The organism is Enterococcus sp. AZ063 (genome assembly GCF_051715045.1).
In the GTDB taxonomy this organism is placed as follows: Bacteria; Bacillota; Bacilli; order Lactobacillales; family Enterococcaceae; genus Enterococcus_D; species Enterococcus_D casseliflavus.
This window is the reverse complement of record NZ_JBIOTA010000001.1, coordinates 590,709-608,230: the sequence shown is the minus strand read 5'-3', so window position 1 is coordinate 608,230 and position 17,522 is coordinate 590,709. Positions and strand designations below refer to the sequence as shown.

Sequence of the window (17,522 nt, the reverse complement as noted above, 5' to 3'; positions counted from 1 at the left end):
CAGCCGTTGTTGATTATGCCAAAATTCCCAGCAGAGAAAGTGCTACCCCAGCAACCATGATAGCAATAATAATGCGAACGGCATTTTTTGCACTCTTTCTCTTTAGAAGATAGTAAATTCCGATAGTCAACAGGAATGGAAATAAATTCGGCATGATGCCATCAAGCATTTCTTGAACATTGATCGTTGATTCTCCCACTGTGTATTCAATTGCAGTGTTGATTCGAACGGTTGTGACGATCAACGATCCCACGACCATCATACCTACGACATTCCCCATAGTTGAAAGACGTCTCAAAATGTTGTTGCCGTCTTTCCCGGTCAAAAGAGCCGAACCTTTTTCATAGCCAAGCATCAATCCTTTGTATTTGATGGGCCAAATAGTTAAGGAGAATAAAACAAAGAATAAGATCGGACCAATTGGATTGCCTTCAATCGCTAACCCTGATGCAATACTCATATAGATCGGAACAACAGTCATTGCTAACAAACTATCCCCTAACCCGGCAAAGGGACCCATCAGTCCCGTTCTAACCGCAATAACTGATTCCTTTTGGGTTTCTGGTGTCTGTTCTTCCATCGCCATTGTAATCCCTAAAATAGGACCATAAACATAAGGGTTAGTGTTGAAAAATTCGAGATGCCGACGAATCGCTGCCACACGTTCCTCTTTAGGCTTATCCCCGTATAGCCGTTTCAACGTTGGAACGATTGAATAATATGCACCTAATGCCTGCATCCGCTCGAAGTTGCTTGTTGCCATCAACAAATTTGATCGGAAAAATGATTTTCTTAGTTCTGATTTGATCACGTCATCTTGTTGTACTTTGTTCGTCATAGATCATAGTCCCCCTCACTTGTTTCTACACTGACTGCTTCTTTTTCATTTTTATTGATAATCAAGTCGTACAATGCTGCTAAACTAATCCCAATCAATGAGATGGCAATGGTCCCTAATCCTAAATATGCTGAGAAAACAAAGCCCAATAGCAAAAAGATCCACATGTTTTTCCCCATCATCATCATAAGTAGCATTCCCATCCCCACAACAGGAATAATACCTGCTGCGACAGTCAAGCCATCAAACACTTGCTCCGGTATGAAATCAAGAACAGATTCCACCGCTGGTCCACCAAAGTATGATGCCAAAAAGACCGGTACCGCTCCAGCAACAAAACTCAACGGAATCCCCAAATAGTTATAGCGTGCTACTTTGTCAAAATCACCCGTTTCAACGGCTTTATCCGCTTGATGGAGGAAGAAAATATTGACAGTATTCGTCAACATAATAATTTGCTGACACAACAATGCCGTAGGAACAGCAACTGCTAAACCTGTAGCCAAGCCTCCTCCAGTCATACTTGCAATTGCCACCCCAATGATTGCACCTGTCGCTTCATTCGGTGGTACATAAGCCCCAATCGCCGCATTAGCAAGCCACATCATCTGCAACGTTCCACTGATCACTAACCCTGTCGTTACATCCCCCATAATCAGACCTGCGACAGATCCTGCTAGAATTGCTTTCGGTGTACCTGTCCATAAAGTTCTTTCATCAACCGTACAAATACCTGCCCAAATCGCCAACATTAAACACTGTATCAGCATGATTATTTTCCACTCCTTTCAATGTCTTTTAAGGTGATGATCTTATCCGAAGGAATCATCTGAATTTCTACAGCGACCCCTTTTTCTTGTATAAGTTGAAGGGCTTTCAATTCCTCTTCGGATAAAGAAACAGCTTTGGTATATTGCTTTCTGCCCGGTTTGTTTTTCATCCCACCAACATTCAACGTATCAAAGGTAACTTCTCCTGTACAAAGACTGAGTGCATCAATCGAATTGGTCAGTAGAATCAACGTTCTACGTTTGATCGTCGTCTTGTGGTAGACCTCGATAAACTTATCTACACCAAATGTTTTCACTAAAACATCCTGCGGTGCCATCATGTCAAAAACTGATTTTTGAACAGGGTCATTTACAATATCATCATTAACAATCAAAATTTGCTCAATTTTTTTCTGTTTGACCCAAGTCGTCACTACCTGTCCATGGATCAACCGATCATCGATTCTAACTAGTTCAATAGCCACTTTATAATTCCTCCTCTTCTTTTGCCGTTGCTTCTAGTGGTGCCACTTCGATTTTCTTAAAAATCAGCGGCAGCACTTGCTGGATACTATCTTCGAACTTCACAAATGACTGATTACGATTATTAGCGATCTCCAATAAGACCGCTAAATTCAATCCAGAATAGGCGATAAAGTTTTCCTGTTGATGCTTTAATAAAATAATTGCTGCAGCATTACTAGGAGTGCCGCCATAAATATCACTTAAAATTAGCAAACCGTCCTCGGTATTCAATTTCTCAATCTTTGCCTCCATCACCTCGACAAATCCAGAAAGATCAGTACCTGGTTCTAAAGCTACTGCTTCGATATTTTCTACCGTTCCCAAAATCATTTTCAAGCTGTTCAATGCCTCTTGAGCAAATTTCCCATGGCTTGCTAATAAGACGCCTATTTTGTTTTCCATATCCTCGCTCCTTTCACTTTTCTTTATGCAATTTGCGTGCCAACTTTTTTATTTACTGAAATAATAGGCTTTCCCACAGATAATAAGACACATCCAATACACATAATTGTTCACTTTTATAAAAATGTTTCGCTACGATACGCTTCAATACACATGAGACGATCCAACAATGCATGAGAGACACATCCCTTTAGGAAGGAGTATTGCTTTTACGAAGATTATCGGTATAGTTAGACATGAGGTGAACGATTGATGAAACGAATAGATAAAATATATGCTTTTTGTTTAGAAGTAACCGCCGATTTGACGCGATCAGATTTAGTAAAACAACCTGATGTTGGAATCACCGCAATGTTTGTGGCAAAGCAATTAGGACTGATGCGAAACAATGTCTCGGCTGATCTAAATGCATTAGTAAAAGAAGACAAACTGATCAAAATCACAGGAAAACCTACTCGTTTTCTCTGCAAGCGTAGCCTTGAGAAGCTCTTTTCTTTGCCATATATTCCATTGCAAACGATTTCTAGCGTTGAGGAGATCGTCGCTTTGTCAAAAAGTAAATCATCAGACCGACCATTCGAGACACTGATTGGTGCCCATAAAAGCTTAGCACCCGTTATTCAATTAGCCGAAGCCGCAATCAATTATCCTCCAAGAGGATTACATACGATGATCTTGGGTGAATCAGGAACTGGAAAAAGCCTACTGGCTGAAAAAATGTACGAGCATGGTAAAAAAGAAGGGGTGTTTTCTCAAGAAGCACAGTTTGTCACCTTAAATTGTGCGGATTATTCCACCAACCCACAACTGCTACTGGGTCAGCTATTTGGAAGTAAGAAAGGCGCTTATACCGGGGCTGAAGCAGATAAAAAAGGCTTGATTGAGATTGCAGATAACGGTGTATTATTCCTTGATGAAGTCCATCGATTGCCTCCTGAAGGTCAAGAGATGCTATTCCAATATATTGATAAAGGCAGTTACTATAAACTAGGAGAAACGCAAGATAAAACGTATGCTTCTGCGCTCTTGATCATTGCCACCACTGAACCACCGAATTCTGTTTTGTTGGATACCTTTAAACGACGTATTCCGGTTTCCATTCAGATGCCTAGTTTGAACAATCGTGATCTTTCAGAACGCCTGGAGCTTATTTTTCATCTCTATGACCGTGAAAGTAAAAAAATCAACACTCAGATCACTGTTGATGGAAAAGCCGTTGCCTCCTTATTGACCTACACGCCAATTGGAAACATCGGACAACTGAAAAGCGATATCCAGCTATCCGTCGCCCGAGGGCTTTTAGAAAAGAAAAAGACACAGGCTGAAAAAGTCTTGATCACCCAAGAGTTCTTCCCGCCTTCAGTCATGTCTGCTTTTATTTCGACCACTCAAAAAGAAAAAAAGATCATCAACACATTGATCGACCGAGAAGCTTTCATTTTTGGGAGTGAATCTTTCTTGCATGAACCTATTGAAGGTGACTATGATTTTCTGGAATTTTTCCAAGAAAAGAAAGACGGCTACTCAATCACCAAAGCATTTAATGATTACAGCCAAAAAATCGCTAAGCAACGGCTGATGAACGAACAGTTCACTTTCCTTTTGAATGAAGACATAAAAAATATCATGTTGATCGTTTCCGATATTTTGTATGAAGAATGTGACATCATCATTAGTGACACTATCAGTACTGCCTTTGCTTTGTATATGTACAGTCGCTCTGCAGAAGGAAAAGCACCGACTTTGGATCTGAGCAAAAAAATCGCTGATAAAAAAGTGACGAATGCACTGAGAAGAATCATACGAAAGCTAGAAAACCAATATTCGCTCTTCTTCTCTGAAGATGACATTCTTGTTCTATCGGAAATAATTACATCGATAAAAAACAACGAAAAACCCACGAGCGATTTTGGTATTTTCGTTTGTGCACATGGTGACCGAGTGGCGACTGAATTAAGCCATACGATCAATCAGCTTTTAGGTAAAGAGATTATAGTCCCGATTGATATGCCACTTCAGGCTGCCCCAAAAGAAGTCTATGATAAAATCAAGCAATTGATTGTGGAACTAGACTATGAAAACTGTTTATTGTTTGTCGATATGGGCTCCATGACTGGGATTGAAGGACAAATCAAAGAAGAAACCGGTAAGAACTTATTTATTCTTGAACGAATCGATACTCTGTTACTGCTTGAAGCCGCAAAAAACAAAGAATTGCTTTCAATGGAACTGGCTTTGACCGCCATGTCACTGGCTGATTTGGAGAAAAAAAGAAGCCACGGTATTCAGCAAAAAATCAATCAATACTTTGGTATCAAAAAGCGAAAAGTCATTTATACTGTTTGCCGTACTGGTGAAGGAACTGCCAAATTTTTAGAAACAAATTTAAAGAGCAGCTTTCAGAATTTCGGTATTTACGACGTGGATATCAAACCGATCAGTGGCAATGATGCACGATCCGTCACCGAATTCATTGATAAACATAACGATTACGAAATTCTCGCAATGGTCGGTACATTAGATCCTAAAATTGCCTTTATCCCTTTCATCTCCTTGCAAGAAATCATCTTAAATAATGGTCTGCACAAGCTAATCAAACTTGCTGGTGGTGTATTAAAAAAAGAGCAAACTGCTACGTCAGAGCTTTACACACGTGATATCGTCATTGACATGGGGATCGAATCCGTAGACAAATACCTCTACTTGCTTTCGGGTTTTAAACTCAAAGACACTTTAAAGTCTTTGATCGTCCAATTAGAAACAGCTTTTGGCATGACTTTTTCCAACTCGATCATCTTAAACACATTGGTCCATACGGCTTATTTGATTGAACGTTTGTTACTAAAAGGGAATGAATTGGCTTATCCTGATACAAACAAATATGATGAAGCTACATTAAGATCAATCAAAACGGCACTAACAGAAATTGAAAAACAGTTTATGATCACGATTTCTGACGATGAATGTTATTTCCTATTGGATATCATTTTGGAAAAATAACGAACGCCATCACTACTTGGTAAAATAAAAAAGGCAAACCTACAAACAGGCTTGCCTTCGTTTTCTACTTTCTTCAAATACTATTTCACGCATAGCTGCGAGATGCTGGATCACGCGTCCTTTCCCCGAATACCTCGGTCGGTAGGCATTTTGATCCATTGTTCTGGTGGACGCTTTCTGATTTTTTTTGGTGCAAACATCAGTTGAATAGTTCTTTTGACAAAGTTATTTCGGTATACGTTTTCCATAACTTCCACGCCCTTTTCAATTGATTTAGGAAGCGATGACGTCGATCCTTCTTCCTATTTTTATTATAAGCCCCAATCCGGTACAAAACAAACAATTCAGCTGCTGATTTCTCCCATTCGTTTAGATGAAATCTGTGATTGCTGCTTAAAAAAAGCAGCATATATTCTTGAATAAAGTTCAATAAGCCACCGCATATTTATTGAAAAACATAATGAAAAATTGCAGAAAATGATCGAAACTACTCGAGACAAACGCCAAAGGGCTGTGTTTTTGAATGAAAAATCGTTTCACTTTACTTTTTCTTAAATTTTAATTATTATTCTTTTGAAATAAGAATAATGAAGGAGATAAAAACATGGAAAAATACCAAGTGTTCCCTGGTCAAAACTATCAGGCAAATGTTATTGGCTTTACCGGTTTACAAGAAGTTAGTGTGATTCATGTTTACGAAAATACTGCGACTGTTCTAATCAAAGAAACAGCTGAAACAGGTGTTGCGAAATTATGTAATTTTCTAGTGGGTGCAACACAATTAGTTAGTTGATGCTTTGTAATTAATCAAAACATGATGGAGCAATTTGCCATCCAGCATGTTGTAGGAAATCGCTCCAGAGAAACTCGTCTGTGAGATTGCCTTTTTCCTATTCATCAATTACAGTAGTATTTTTATTTATCTACTCAATATCTCTCTACTTTATATATAAATAGTGTTAGAATGAACAAAAGGAAACGTATCAGGCTTCCCCCAAGAGAATCTTCCCCAAGTACTCTTGTCTGATACGTTTCCTATTTTTGTGGCGAAAAAGCCACAGACCAATGGTAGCCCTTTACTCTGTGAAAAGCAAGCTTTCAAAATAAATTTTTTCTTTATTTTTTTATTTTATCTCTACAATTCCCCTTTAATAAGCAGGCAAAAACACACCTCTCGACAAAAAGGTGTGTTCTTTTTATAACAATGATTATTCACGAATAATAAGTTCGTAAGGCAGAATGATCTGCTCTTGTTTTCTTTCTTGAAACAAGCGAAAGGCTTCTTTGCCGCACTGATCCAGATGAAACTCAACGGAAGAAAAGTGCAGCATTTGACTGATGAGCAGGTTTTCTTGCCCAATCACGACGGGTGCTGTTCCGTGAGGGTATTGATTTAAGATCATCGCTGCGATCTCGTCCCCATTTGTGATCACCCCATCGATTCCTCGTTCCTTAAAAAATGCAGCTGCGGAAATCCCATCTTGTGCTTTGATACAATCCCAATAAATATCTGCTTCAGAAAAATTAGGAAACAGCTCCTTGGCTTTTGCGATCGTGTTGACTGAATTGCAGCTGAGGCGTTTGCTGCGCCCGAGCGTCAGTCCCAAGCGTTTTACACCTTGTTCTTTCAAATAATTGATACTGGCTGTCACAGAGCCGACCAAGTCGACCGCAACGAAAGGAACGGCAGTACCGGTCGAATTTTCACAAAAAACAATCGGTCCTTTTTCCATGTAGGGATAAAATGTCTCGATATGATTTGCGCGGGTGATGACGATCAAGCCGTCAAATCCCTTTGCAGCGAATTCTTCTAGATATTCTAGCTCCAGCTTCCGATCAAAATTGGTCGGAAGCAACGTCACCTTGTATTTTTGGGCAAAGGCTTCTTCCATGATGCCATTTAAAATTCCATCAAAGAAGGCGTGATTGACAAACGGTACGATGACTCCAATATTATAGGTTTTCCCCGAGCTAAGTTTTTGGGCGATTTTATTCGGTTTGTAATCTAGTTCTTCCATCACTGCCAAAATCGTTGCTCGCTTTTGCTCATCGACATAAGGATGGCCATTGATCACACGAGAGACCGTCGTGATCGAAAAACCAGTAATTTTTGCTATATCGCGAATCGTTGCCATTTCTTTCATTCCTATCTGATTGTTTTGCTCGTGACCTAAGTCTACCATAGAAAATTAGTTGTTCCACTTTCGACAATTTTCTGAAAAGGTCCCTTGGTTGATTGTACGGTATGAAACGAGTTTCATAGCAAGACTTAGACTCCTTGAAAAAAAAAGAAATTTATTTTAAATCAAAAACTGACTGCCTAGCACGCTGCAAACGCTGCTTAAGCAATCAGTTTTTCTATTATTTACTGAATCATTTCTTTTGATAAACTTTTACGTTTCTTCGTATATCTTCGCATCAGCAGCTCGATGCCCTTATCCGCAAAGCGTTGCATGTAGGCGGAAAAATTCAACAAGGCAATCAAGAGGATGAGGTTGAGATAGCTGGTATTGCCTAGGTTAAAGAGGTCGCGACCGACGATCAAAGCAGCAAAGTACAAGATCTGAGTGCTGAAAAAAATCATCGTTCGATAGCTGTTGATCGCTGGATAGACTTTTTTCTGGATCAAGCGATAGTTCCAAGCAGTAAAAATAATGCTCATGATCGATAGAGCTTTACTGCTGCTGTTGAACCAATAGCCAAAGTTGATGATCAGCAAAGTTCCTACCGTAATCGTCAAGGCTGTTGGAAAAGCATTTTTGAAAATCGTCGTCATAAAGTCCCCTTTGATCCGATTGAAGTCTGGTTCAAAGTTTAAAAAGAAGGTCGGAATGCCGACAAAGCAGGCATTGATGATCGTTAATTGGATCGGCTCAAAAGGATAGGTCGTTCCTGATAACAACGTCCCCATGGTGATCATGATGGAGAATAAGACTTGCACTAGCACCAATGAACCTGAGCGGGTAATGTTATTGATCACTCGGCGGCCTTCATCCATGACCGATGGCAAAGCATCAAATTGATTTTCCAAAAGAACCAGATTTGACACTTGACGCGCAGCATCAACACCAGAAGCCATTGCGATCGAGCAGTCGGCTTCTTTCAGCGCCAAAACATCGTTGACGCCATCGCCAGTCATCGCGACGGTATGCCCTTGTTCTTTCAAGTAGAGAACCATTTCTTTCTTTTGTTGCGGCGTCACTCGACCAAAAATCTGATAGTTGCTGACAGCTTCTTTTAATTCGGTCGCAGTTAATTTTGACACATCGATAAAATCAGCAGCCCCTGGTAGATTGACTTTTTTCGCGATTTGACTGACTGTCACTGGATCATCGCCAGAGATGATCTTGCATTGGATTGCCTGTGAACGAAAATACTCCAAGGTCTCTTTGGCATCTTCACGAATCGTGTCTGACAGCAAATAAAAGCCCAGCGGTTCAATATCCGTCGGCAGTCCTGCCTCCTCATAGCCTTGCGTACTGTGAGCCAAAACGATCACTCGGTAGCCTTCTTCTGCCAGCTGCCTTTCCTGTTTTAAGACAGCTTCATGGTTGGTTCCCAGTAAAATCGACGCAGCTCCGATGAAATAAGTGCCTTGTCCTTCAAACGTGACGCAACTGAATTTACGATCTGATGAAAAAGGGACGACTTGCTGCATCTGGTACGTCGTTTTTTCTGGGAAAAAGGTTCGCAGCGCCATTGCCGTTGGGTTCTGATCGGGCAGCTGCGCCATTAAGTTACCAGTGATTTCTGCCAATGGTGTTTCTGAATGAAAGGAAATCGTCTTTTCCACCGTCATCTTGCCTTCGGTGATCGTGCCCGTTTTATCTAAGCAAAGAACATCGACCCGTGCCAAGGCATCAATGCAGTTCAATTCCTGCACCATCACTTTTTTGCGCGCCAGATAGACGGCACTGATGGTCAACGTGACACTGGTCAATAAAAACAAACCTTCGGGGAACATTCCCACAGCTGCCGCCACCGTCCGTAAGATGGCGGTGTTGAAAGTCGCATGAGAGAAATAGAACTGTTTAACGAACAAGAGGGTACATAATGGGACCAAAATCAGACTGATCCAACGAATGATTTTGTTTAAACTGCCTTGGATCAAGTATTTTTGTCGTTTGATGGTTTTGGCTTCTTTGTTGATTTTTGCGATATAGTTGTCAGCGCCTACGTGGATCACTTGGCATAACGCTTCGCCAGCAGTGATAAAACTACCAGAAAACAACTCGTCTGCTGGCTGCTTGTAGATCGTATCCATTTCACCAGTCAGCAAGGATTCATTTACCTCTAAAGATCCTTGAATGACTTTGGCATCCGTCGGCACTTGATCCCCGCTTTTCAGTCGTAACACATCATCCATTACGAGTTTGTGGATCGGCAAGTTCTCCAGCTTGCCATCCCGATAAACATCGGCTTTGGCAACTTTTAGCAATGCCAGCTTATCCAGCGTTCGTTTGGAACGAACTTCTTGAAAGAGATTGATGATCACATTGCTGAAGACAACAAAGACGAACAAACCGTTTTGATAAGAACCCGTCAAACAGACGAGAAAGAATAGGACACAGTTGATCAAATTGAAAAAGGTAAAGATATTGGTAAAAAGGATTTTCGGGTACGTATTCGTCGTATCCTTTTTTGTCTTATTGACTTGACCGCGCTGCACCCGCACCTTGACTTCTCCTGACGTCAAGCCAATGGTTTGGTTGTTTTCGATGATCCTCACCCTTTCTATTCTTAGTCATTTACTTTTATTTTGCTGAATATTCAGCAAACTTGCATCGGACTTGGGAATGGTTTTGTGTGTTTTCTATAAAACCAATTGGCGGCGATTGCGTAAGATACGCCATCGACTCCTCACTTTTTTTTCTGTAAAAAAACAAGTACTGTTTAAAATATAGCATACCCTTTTACGAATTGGCGTTTCATTTTTGTCACCTTCGCGTCACTTTAGGAATTAAAATAACAGTTTATTCCTTAACCTAAACCGACTAGACAATAAGCTAGCATAGGCTTTCCAGGTGGTTTCTTGCGATGACACAAAACAAAAAAAACAGCTGATCTTCACAGATCAACTGTTTAACAATTCTTTAAGTTAGCTGTTCCCTCAGTTGCTAAAAAACGCTCAACCAGCTTGCTTCTTTTATTGATCAATGCAGTGCTTCCTTTTTCCATTTTCGGATTTTCGTTCGGAAATTGGTAAAGGGTGCTACTGTATTGATATGGATCCATTTATAGACTGGCCACTGTGCTTTGGTGGTTGCCCAATCCCGCTGCCTTGCTTCAAACAATTCCTGATCGGATAAGCCTTCGATCCACTGGCAAAGTGCCGTCACTTTTTGGTCTAAGAGCTCTTGCTGCTGTGCGAAGGTCAAACTGCCGTATGTCTGATAAAACGATTGATACAATCCGCCAAGGTTGTTCCATTTGTACCCTTCAGCAGGTGTGTGAACGCTGATCCCTTGCTGTTCCTGTGCTTCCCATGACAATAACAAACTGACCCAGCCGATTTGGTAAGACAAGTTTTCTGAAGGGGTCTTGTCGACACTTGCTATCCGTTGATTTCGCAAGGCTTCAGGAATTTCATCAAATTCTTGGCGAAATTTTTGGTAACGTTCTGTGATCTCTTGGATCAGTGCTGCTTTGCTTTCATATTGTCTCATTGTTTGTCCTCCTATTCAGGAAAATGGCTGCTCTTTGTTGTTTTCAGCAATGGCGATAAAAATCGTTACTTCGCCGTCTGGCGCATATTGTTCAAAATCAAAGGAATACTTGCGCTGCAGCTGCTGGTTTTCTTCCTCTGACCAGATTTGACGCCAAGTAGTCAAAATGCCCTGCGCATTGCGCCGATCGACCGGATACTTTTTCCAAGTATATTTTTCTGTATCAAAGTCTGCTTGCTCCGTTTCTTCGAAACAAAGCGAAACGGCATAGTCTCCTTGATAGTTTGACTCATACTCGTGGTAAACGCAAGCGATGACCGTTCCTTTTTCTGCGGCTTTCTTGACCGCCTCGCTGTTTTTCTCCCATAAGCCAGTGATTTTTGCTTGAATCGCTGGATCAGTAAAATTATTGGTTCTTTCCGTTGCCATTATCGAAAATTTCATTGGAGTTCCTCCTTCTTTGTCTTTATGATACGATAGAAACCTAGACACCTTCTGTCAGTGTTTTATCATCTTTTTATAAAAGGAGTAAACCAAGTGAGCACGACACGCCTATTCGGCCTTATCTACCACCTGTTGAATCATGAAAAAGCAACCACTTCTGAATTAGCCAAACAATTTGAAGTCTCGACTCGCACCATCACCAGAGATATCAATACCCTAAGCAGTATTGGCGTGCCCATCTATACCGAAACGGGTCGAAATGGCGGCGTTTATTTGTTAAGCAGTTTTGTGTTGGATAAAGTGTTATTATCAGAGGAAGAACGGAAAAACCTGCTTTTGGCGTTGAAAGGGATTCGCCAGCTGACGCCACAGATCAGTGGGCAATCGCTGGCAAAACTGCAATCCTTGTTTAAACAGCCCGATGCTGATTGGCTAGAAGTGGATTTTTCCACTTGGCATCGGCGAGAAAACGGCAACGACACGTTTGATTTATTAAAAAAGAGTATTTTAACAAACCACGTGATCACCTTTGACTATATCAGTAAACAGGGACTGCAAAAACGCATCTGTCAGCCTTATAAACTGCTTTTTCGCTCGCAAGCTTGGTATCTGCAAGCCTTCGACCAGCAAAAGAATGCCTTTCGGACATTTAAAATCAGCCGCATGAGTCAGGTCCACGTCACTGACCAGCATTTTTTCCCAGTCACTGCGCCTGATTCTGCCATTGAGTTGACTGTTGACACCTATCCTGCGCGTCTATTCTTTCAAGCCGACGTTCTTTATCGGGTATATGATGAGTTCGATCATCAGGATATTACTTTGACGGAGGAAGGCACTGCTGTCGTTACCGTTGATTTGCCCGAGGAAAGCTGGGTAGTGCCCTATTTGTTCTCTTTTGGAAAAAGCCTACGCATTTTAAGTCCCCCTCGACTAAAGAATCGTTACCAAGAAGAAGTTGCTGCGATTTATGCCGATTTGTCCAAGAACGAGGGTGTAAACTGATTTTTCATAAAAAGGATCCCTATTGAAAGGAGTGTTTGATTTGAAGGAAGTGATCGTACAGTATGGCGGGGTTTCGCTAAACCGCCTTTGCCAGCAGTTGGAAGAAAATCAGATTCACTTAAACGCGTATGCCAACCAGCTCTTGCGCCATCCCCAGCTCTCCCTCAGTGCCGATAAACAGCGTGCTGCTTGTGTGATTGTTCCCCTTAAAGAACTGGGACTCCCCCAAGGTGGCTCTTTGACGGAGATTTTTGCAGCTGCGCCTTCTTATGGATTGACTTGTTGTACCTTGGAAATGGCCTTACACTTTCGTCTTAGCTATCGCCAACTGGCAAATAGTACCGGACTGAAATCCCAAGGAAAAGCGCCAGCTGCCGCAATCACGATCGCTTCTGTGCCTTTGGAAAAAACCGACGATTTCCCCAAAGGATTCTACGTTCGCCGCATCGATGGGGTTGACTGGTTGCGAGGCTATACTTGCGATGCACGACACCAGTTTGCACCGGATGACCTATTTTTGTTTCAACGACGAGAGCCGCTGCCAGAGCGCCTCAACTGAAGGGGAAACAAACCGTTTCATATCAAATGTCCTTGTTTCTCATTGCCTACAATCATTCTGTAGGTTAAGAAGAGCTGAAAAGGACAAAAGGAGAAATAGATGAACTTAATCCCAATGAAAGACAGCGACTACGCTGCCTACTTAACCAATGCAGTTTTCGAATACGCCAATGACAAAGTCCAAGCAGGCACATGGGCCAAAGACGAGGCCCTCGCCCTAGCCAAAGAAAGCTTTGCTTCTTTACTTCCTCAAGGGACTGCCACCGAAAACAATCACTTGTTTTCTTTATTTGCAGCTGATTTTAGTGAACCGATCGGGGTGATTTGGGTCAACACAGCTGCCCAGAAAGCCTTCATCTATGACTTTATCATCGAGGAAGACCAGCGAGGAAAAGGCTATGGCACCAAAGCGTTACAGGCTTTAGAAAAGTGGGCGATCCAGCAAGGCATCACTGAAATCGGCTTGCACGTTTTTGCCCATAATCAGTCTGCGTATCAGCTATACAAAAAAATGGGCTATTTGGAAACAGATATTACGATGGTTCGACGTTTCGCTGAATGAGTGGTGTTGAAACACGAAACCTAACGATCATTCTTGAACGATAAGAAAGGAGTGAGAAAACTTGTATTGGTTGATTTATCTTTTGGTCGTTGTATTTGCTCTCGGATGCTTTTTGTGTGGTGTTCAGTTTCGCAAACAAAAATGGGGCTTCTTGATAGCTGGATACAATGATTTGACTGAAAATCAAAAAGCACAAGCAGATAGTCAGGCAATCTCAAAATCAATGAGCAAATGCGCCTTTTGGACAGGTGTTTATGTTTTGTCTTTGGGTCTTGTGCTCTACCTGCTGCTTGAAGAAATCGGTGATTCGTCAATAATTAGGATAGTATGTGCCCTCCTTACCTTGCTTTTTGTTCTCTTCATTTTCAATGAAGTCCGAAAAAATCGTTCGTACTATTCGATAAATAAAGACTGAGATAAAGAGAGAATTTCTCGTTTTACTCATAAGGTATTTCTAAGCGATCACTGTAATCCAAGTTTTTTAACCAATGATTGGTTGTTTTAAACGAAAACATCTGAATGTGATCCCCCTAGGACCGTCATCTAAGACGGTTTTTTTTTAGGTTACTAGACGACAGTTCTTCCTTGTTTTATAAGAAGATTTCTCACATATCTTTTTGCAATCGAGCCAGCTGTCCTTACTGAATTCTCCCTTGCCTCTTGTTTTTCTTACACTGCACCATTATATTTATACTTATTAGTCATTTTTTTATAGAAAGGACGTTTCCCTTGAATTATCCCTTATTAAATGAACAAATGCCTCAGACCATCATCCGTGTTTGGCGGTTGCGGACAATTACTTCACTGATCATTCTCAGTTTACTTTTCGCTGCTTCTTTTTGGTTTTTATCCATGCAAAACTGGCTTCATTTCTGGGTGTTCGCCCTTTGGTCAAGCCTATTGGCACTGACTTTGATCAGTCATCTGCTTTCTTTTGTGCTGATGAGCTACCGTTACAAATTCCATCGCTACGAGATCCAAGAAAAGGATATCGCTATTCAACGTGGCTATCTATTCCGCAGCACCACGTATATTCCGATCCGTCGAATCCAGCACATCGAAACAGACCAAGGGATCTTTTTGCGAAAATACGCTTTAGTCTCCTTACAGATCCATACGGCTGCCACCAACCACACCATTGAAGGCTTGCCAGTGGCGCAAGCCGAACGCTTGCGAGAAACCATCATGAATTTAGTCGAGGTGGTCAAAGATGATCTATGAAAAACAACGACTGCCGTTGCTGTGTATCGGTCTTTATTGGTTCAAAAATTGCAAAAATTTTCTGGTACTAGCATTTCTGCTTGTATTCAAATTATTCAACGACGCCCCTTCTTTTCCGATGATTCTGGGCGGCATTCTGCTATTTTTACTGGTCTGTCTGATTTTTGCGGTACTGTCTTACGCCCGCTTTACCTTTCAAATCGATCAAACGAGTGTACTAGTCAACAAAGGACTCTTTATCCAAAAACAAACGATTTTGCCATTTGAACGCATCCAAACGATTCAAGAGAATCATTACTTTTATTTACGTCCGTTTAAACTAGCTGAAGTGAAGTTGGAAAGCGCCGCAAGTTCGAGTGGCGAAGCCGAAATTCTTTTCCCTGCATTGCCGCTGGCTCTCATTGCCTCCATCGAAGCGTCAAAAAAGGCGGCTGCGACACCACAACAGCCGACTGCCCAAACAACTAGTAGAGAAGAACCAACCGACGATTATGCTGCATTTTCAGCTGAGAAGTCAGCCAAGCCGCCGCTAGAAACATTCACTTTGAAATTCAAGGAGATTTTCTTGTTTTCTCTCACTGATTTTTCTGTTTTCACCTTGGTTCTAGTCATCGGCTACAACGTGATCGACAACATTCCCAATCTCTTTGCCTATGCATCGGAATTGCAGCAACTTGGCCTTTTATTAGGTGCTGCACTTTTACTCGGGCTGCTGATTTTGTTTTTCTTCCTTGCGATCGCCAGGAATCTTTTCCGTTATTATGGCTTTACGGTGGAAACGAACCAACAACAGCTGCTGATCACGCAGGGCTTGTTTTCTAAACGACACCAAACGATTCCCCTCGCTAGGATCCAAGGGCTGAGTGTCGAACAAAACCTTTATCGAAGAATCTTTCATCTAAGCTCCGTCAAATTACTGCTGGCTGCTGGCAGTTCGTCAGAAAGCGATGATACGGTCTATCTGTTCCCCATTTTGAAAGAGGCGCAGCTGACCGAAACATTGACCCGCTTTTTACCCGAATGGTCGTTTCAACAAACCGCTCTAGTGAAAAATCCACGACCCAACTTTTGGTACTTCTGCCGTTGGCAGCTGCTGATCGGACTGCTTGCTGTAGGAATCTCTGCCTTCTTTTTCTGGTGGTTAGCGCTGATTTTCTTCGTGTTCTTTGGCTCCTTCGTGTTATCAAGCATCTGGCGAGGCAAAATACAAGGCTATCAATTTTTAGATAACCACGTATTGTTGTGCCAAACGATCCGCGGTCTTACGAAGGTGACCGCTTATCTGAAGAAAAATAAAATCCAAGATTTCACTGTCACCACCACGCATTGGCAGCACAAAAGAGGGCTTGGCAAGTCACAGCTAACCATCAAAACCGAAGATACTCTCACCGAAAGTAAGCTGTTCTATTTTCCATTAACCGAAGCAGAAAACTTACGGCGCTGGTTTTTGTCTTAGTTCATAAAAAAGCGTCAAACAGCAGGACTGACACGCTGTTTGACGCTTTTTATACAAGATCTGAAAGGAATGAAAAGGAAGCATCAACCATTGATTCGCTGATGCTTCCTTTTTCTATCCCTTGACCTTCCACTCGACTATTTGCTGCTTGATTGAAGCAGCATCTAAGCCATATTCTTTTTGCAAAAAATCGGGTGTGCCGACTTGACCGAATCGTTCGTTGACACCAATACGTTTTAAGGGGACAGCACTGCCTGTTTCAGCAAGCACTTCGGCGACGGCACTTCCTAGTCCACCGGTAATAGAATGATTTTCGATGGTGATGACTTGCCGTTTCCCCTGAACTTCGCGGAGGATCAATTCTTTATCGATTGGTTTGATGGTAAACATGTCGATCACTTCGCAGCTAATTCCTATTTCTGCTAATTCTTCTGCCACTTGCAGTGTTTCAGAAACCAATTGTCCGCTAGCAATCAACAACAGTTCATCGCCTGGTCTTAAAATATTGCCTTTTCCTAGTTCAAAGGTCGAGCCTTTTTCATAAATCATCGGAACCGCTTTCCGATTGCCTCGTACGTAATGAATGCCTGATAATTGGCTAAAGGTTTTTATGATCCACGCCATTTGGACTTCATCCGCTGCATCGCAGACGACCGATTGGGGAATCATTCGCATCAAAGCCACATCTTCCCATGTCGTATGGGTGCCGCCGTTTTGCCCGACTGCAAACCCTGGATCAGAACCGTAAATATTGATCGTATTGCCGCCATAGCCGCCAGAAATAAACAGCTGATCGAATACCCGACGCGTTGCAAATGGCCCAAAGGTGTGGATAAAAGGTGTATAACCAGTTAAACTCAAGCCAGCCGCGACACCAACCATATTGGCTTCCGCGATCCCCATGTTGATAAAGCGTTGGGGATGTTTGTTGGCAATCGTGGTCCAGCCGCTGGCAGAACCAAGGTCGGCATCTAACGCAACTAGCTGGTTATTTTCATCCATGAGTTCCACCAATGTGTCAACGACACAAGTACGCAGCTCTTTACCAGCAGCAGTGGTTTTGCTTAATGTAAACATG

At 41.9% G+C, this 17,522-nt stretch carries 17 protein-coding genes; 8 read left to right on the top strand and 9 right to left on the bottom strand.

Annotated elements, in window-relative coordinates; genetic code table 11:
- Positions 1–13 precede the first annotated feature (13 nt).
- From IGK61_RS02780 to IGK61_RS02765, 4 genes are read right to left on the bottom strand one after another with little or no spacing between them, the layout of a single operon-like run.
- Entirely contained in the window at positions 14–838 is an 825-nt protein-coding gene (locus IGK61_RS02780; RefSeq protein ID WP_074536577.1) for a PTS system mannose/fructose/sorbose family transporter subunit IID, read from the bottom strand.
- A complete protein-coding gene (locus IGK61_RS02775; protein WP_074536578.1) occupies positions 835–1,608 on the bottom strand; it encodes a PTS mannose/fructose/sorbose/N-acetylgalactosamine transporter subunit IIC in 774 nt (257 codons plus the stop codon). Before IGK61_RS02775 ends, IGK61_RS02780 begins: the two co-directional genes overlap by 4 nt.
- A 2-nt stretch (positions 1,609–1,610) precedes the next feature.
- A complete protein-coding gene (locus tag IGK61_RS02770; protein WP_074536579.1) occupies positions 1,611–2,093 on the bottom strand; it encodes a PTS system mannose/fructose/N-acetylgalactosamine-transporter subunit IIB in 483 nt (160 codons plus the stop codon).
- 1 nt (position 2,094) lies between these two features.
- On the bottom strand, positions 2,095–2,535 hold the full coding sequence (locus IGK61_RS02765) for a PTS sugar transporter subunit IIA (protein WP_074536580.1): 441 nt from the start codon (positions 2,533–2,535) through the stop codon (positions 2,095–2,097).
- A gap of 252 nt (positions 2,536–2,787) precedes the next feature.
- Between IGK61_RS02765 and IGK61_RS02760 the strand changes: the two genes are divergently transcribed.
- On the top strand, positions 2,788–5,535 hold the full coding sequence (locus tag IGK61_RS02760) for a sigma 54-interacting transcriptional regulator (RefSeq protein WP_074536581.1): 2,748 nt from the start codon (positions 2,788–2,790) through the stop codon (positions 5,533–5,535).
- Positions 5,536–6,139: 604 nt separating this feature from the next.
- Positions 6,140–6,328: a hypothetical protein gene (locus IGK61_RS02755; protein ID WP_005227564.1), complete on the top strand. Its 189-nt coding sequence runs from the start codon at positions 6,140–6,142 to the stop codon at positions 6,326–6,328.
- A gap of 415 nt (positions 6,329–6,743) precedes the next feature.
- On the opposite strand, the gene IGK61_RS02750 is transcribed toward IGK61_RS02755, so the two are convergent.
- From IGK61_RS02750 to IGK61_RS02735, 4 genes are all read right to left on the bottom strand, one after another.
- Positions 6,744–7,670: a LacI family DNA-binding transcriptional regulator gene (locus IGK61_RS02750; protein WP_074536582.1), complete on the bottom strand. Its 927-nt coding sequence runs from the start codon at positions 7,668–7,670 to the stop codon at positions 6,744–6,746.
- Positions 7,671–7,900: 230 nt separating this feature from the next.
- Positions 7,901–10,264, bottom strand: coding sequence for an HAD-IC family P-type ATPase (locus tag IGK61_RS02745; protein WP_074536583.1), 2,364 nt, complete (start codon positions 10,262–10,264; stop codon positions 7,901–7,903).
- 424 nt (positions 10,265–10,688) lie between these two features.
- On the bottom strand, positions 10,689–11,201 hold the full coding sequence (locus tag IGK61_RS02740; RefSeq protein ID WP_074536584.1) for a ClbS/DfsB family four-helix bundle protein: 513 nt from the start codon (positions 11,199–11,201) through the stop codon (positions 10,689–10,691).
- 15 nt (positions 11,202–11,216) lie between these two features.
- Positions 11,217–11,645 (bottom strand): effector binding domain-containing protein, encoded by a 429-nt coding sequence (locus IGK61_RS02735; protein ID WP_074536585.1) that lies wholly within the window; start codon positions 11,643–11,645, stop codon positions 11,217–11,219.
- Positions 11,646–11,738: 93 nt separating this feature from the next.
- On the opposite strand from IGK61_RS02735, the gene IGK61_RS02730 reads away from it, so the two are divergent.
- The 6 genes from IGK61_RS02730 to IGK61_RS02705 all read left to right on the top strand — a co-directional run bounded on the left by IGK61_RS02730 (position 11,739) and on the right by IGK61_RS02705 (position 16,444).
- Positions 11,739–12,647: a helix-turn-helix transcriptional regulator gene (locus IGK61_RS02730; protein ID WP_074536586.1), complete on the top strand. Its 909-nt coding sequence runs from the start codon at positions 11,739–11,741 to the stop codon at positions 12,645–12,647.
- Positions 12,648–12,687: 40 nt separating this feature from the next.
- Complete coding sequence (locus IGK61_RS02725; RefSeq protein ID WP_074536587.1) at positions 12,688–13,206, top strand: helicase; 519 nt, start codon at positions 12,688–12,690, stop codon at positions 13,204–13,206.
- A gap of 99 nt (positions 13,207–13,305) precedes the next feature.
- On the top strand, positions 13,306–13,767 hold the full coding sequence (locus IGK61_RS02720) for a GNAT family N-acetyltransferase (RefSeq protein WP_060792756.1): 462 nt from the start codon (positions 13,306–13,308) through the stop codon (positions 13,765–13,767).
- A gap of 61 nt (positions 13,768–13,828) precedes the next feature.
- Positions 13,829–14,182, top strand: coding sequence for a DUF3784 domain-containing protein (locus IGK61_RS02715; protein ID WP_074536588.1), 354 nt, complete (start codon positions 13,829–13,831; stop codon positions 14,180–14,182).
- Between the two features lie 314 nt (positions 14,183–14,496).
- On the top strand, positions 14,497–14,988 hold the full coding sequence (locus IGK61_RS02710; RefSeq protein ID WP_074536589.1) for a PH domain-containing protein: 492 nt from the start codon (positions 14,497–14,499) through the stop codon (positions 14,986–14,988).
- Positions 14,978–16,444, top strand: a complete 1,467-nt coding sequence (locus IGK61_RS02705; protein WP_167827332.1) for a PH domain-containing protein — start codon at positions 14,978–14,980, stop codon at positions 16,442–16,444. Before IGK61_RS02710 ends, IGK61_RS02705 begins: the two co-directional genes overlap by 11 nt.
- Positions 16,445–16,558: 114 nt before the next feature.
- Here IGK61_RS02705 and IGK61_RS02700 read toward each other — a convergent pair whose 3' ends face one another.
- Positions 16,559–17,521: a transketolase family protein gene (locus IGK61_RS02700; RefSeq protein ID WP_074536591.1), complete on the bottom strand. Its 963-nt coding sequence runs from the start codon at positions 17,519–17,521 to the stop codon at positions 16,559–16,561.
- Position 17,522: the final 1 nt, after the last annotated feature.

What these genes read in the sequence shown, in the direction of transcription:
- IGK61_RS02780 (WP_074536577.1), bottom strand. Translation starts at nt 838, where the DNA reads ATGACGAACAAAGTACAACAAGATGACGTGATCAAATCAGAACTAAGA.
- IGK61_RS02775 (WP_074536578.1), bottom strand. Translation starts at nt 1,608, where the DNA reads ATGCTGATACAGTGTTTAATGTTGGCGATTTGGGCAGGTATTTGTACG.
- IGK61_RS02765 (WP_074536580.1), bottom strand. Translation starts at nt 2,535, where the DNA reads ATGGAAAACAAAATAGGCGTCTTATTAGCAAGCCATGGGAAATTTGCT.
- IGK61_RS02760 (WP_074536581.1), top strand. Translation starts at nt 2,788, where the DNA reads ATGAAACGAATAGATAAAATATATGCTTTTTGTTTAGAAGTAACCGCC.
- IGK61_RS02755 (WP_005227564.1), top strand. Translation starts at nt 6,140, where the DNA reads ATGGAAAAATACCAAGTGTTCCCTGGTCAAAACTATCAGGCAAATGTT.
- IGK61_RS02750 (WP_074536582.1), bottom strand. Translation starts at nt 7,670, where the DNA reads ATGGCAACGATTCGCGATATAGCAAAAATTACTGGTTTTTCGATCACG.
- IGK61_RS02740 (WP_074536584.1), bottom strand. Translation starts at nt 11,201, where the DNA reads ATGAGACAATATGAAAGCAAAGCAGCACTGATCCAAGAGATCACAGAA.
- IGK61_RS02735 (WP_074536585.1), bottom strand. Translation starts at nt 11,645, where the DNA reads ATGAAATTTTCGATAATGGCAACGGAAAGAACCAATAATTTTACTGAT.
- IGK61_RS02720 (WP_060792756.1), top strand. Translation starts at nt 13,306, where the DNA reads ATGAACTTAATCCCAATGAAAGACAGCGACTACGCTGCCTACTTAACC.
- IGK61_RS02705 (WP_167827332.1), top strand. Translation starts at nt 14,978, where the DNA reads ATGATCTATGAAAAACAACGACTGCCGTTGCTGTGTATCGGTCTTTAT.
- IGK61_RS02700 (WP_074536591.1), bottom strand. Translation starts at nt 17,521, where the DNA reads ATGTTTACATTAAGCAAAACCACTGCTGCTGGTAAAGAGCTGCGTACT.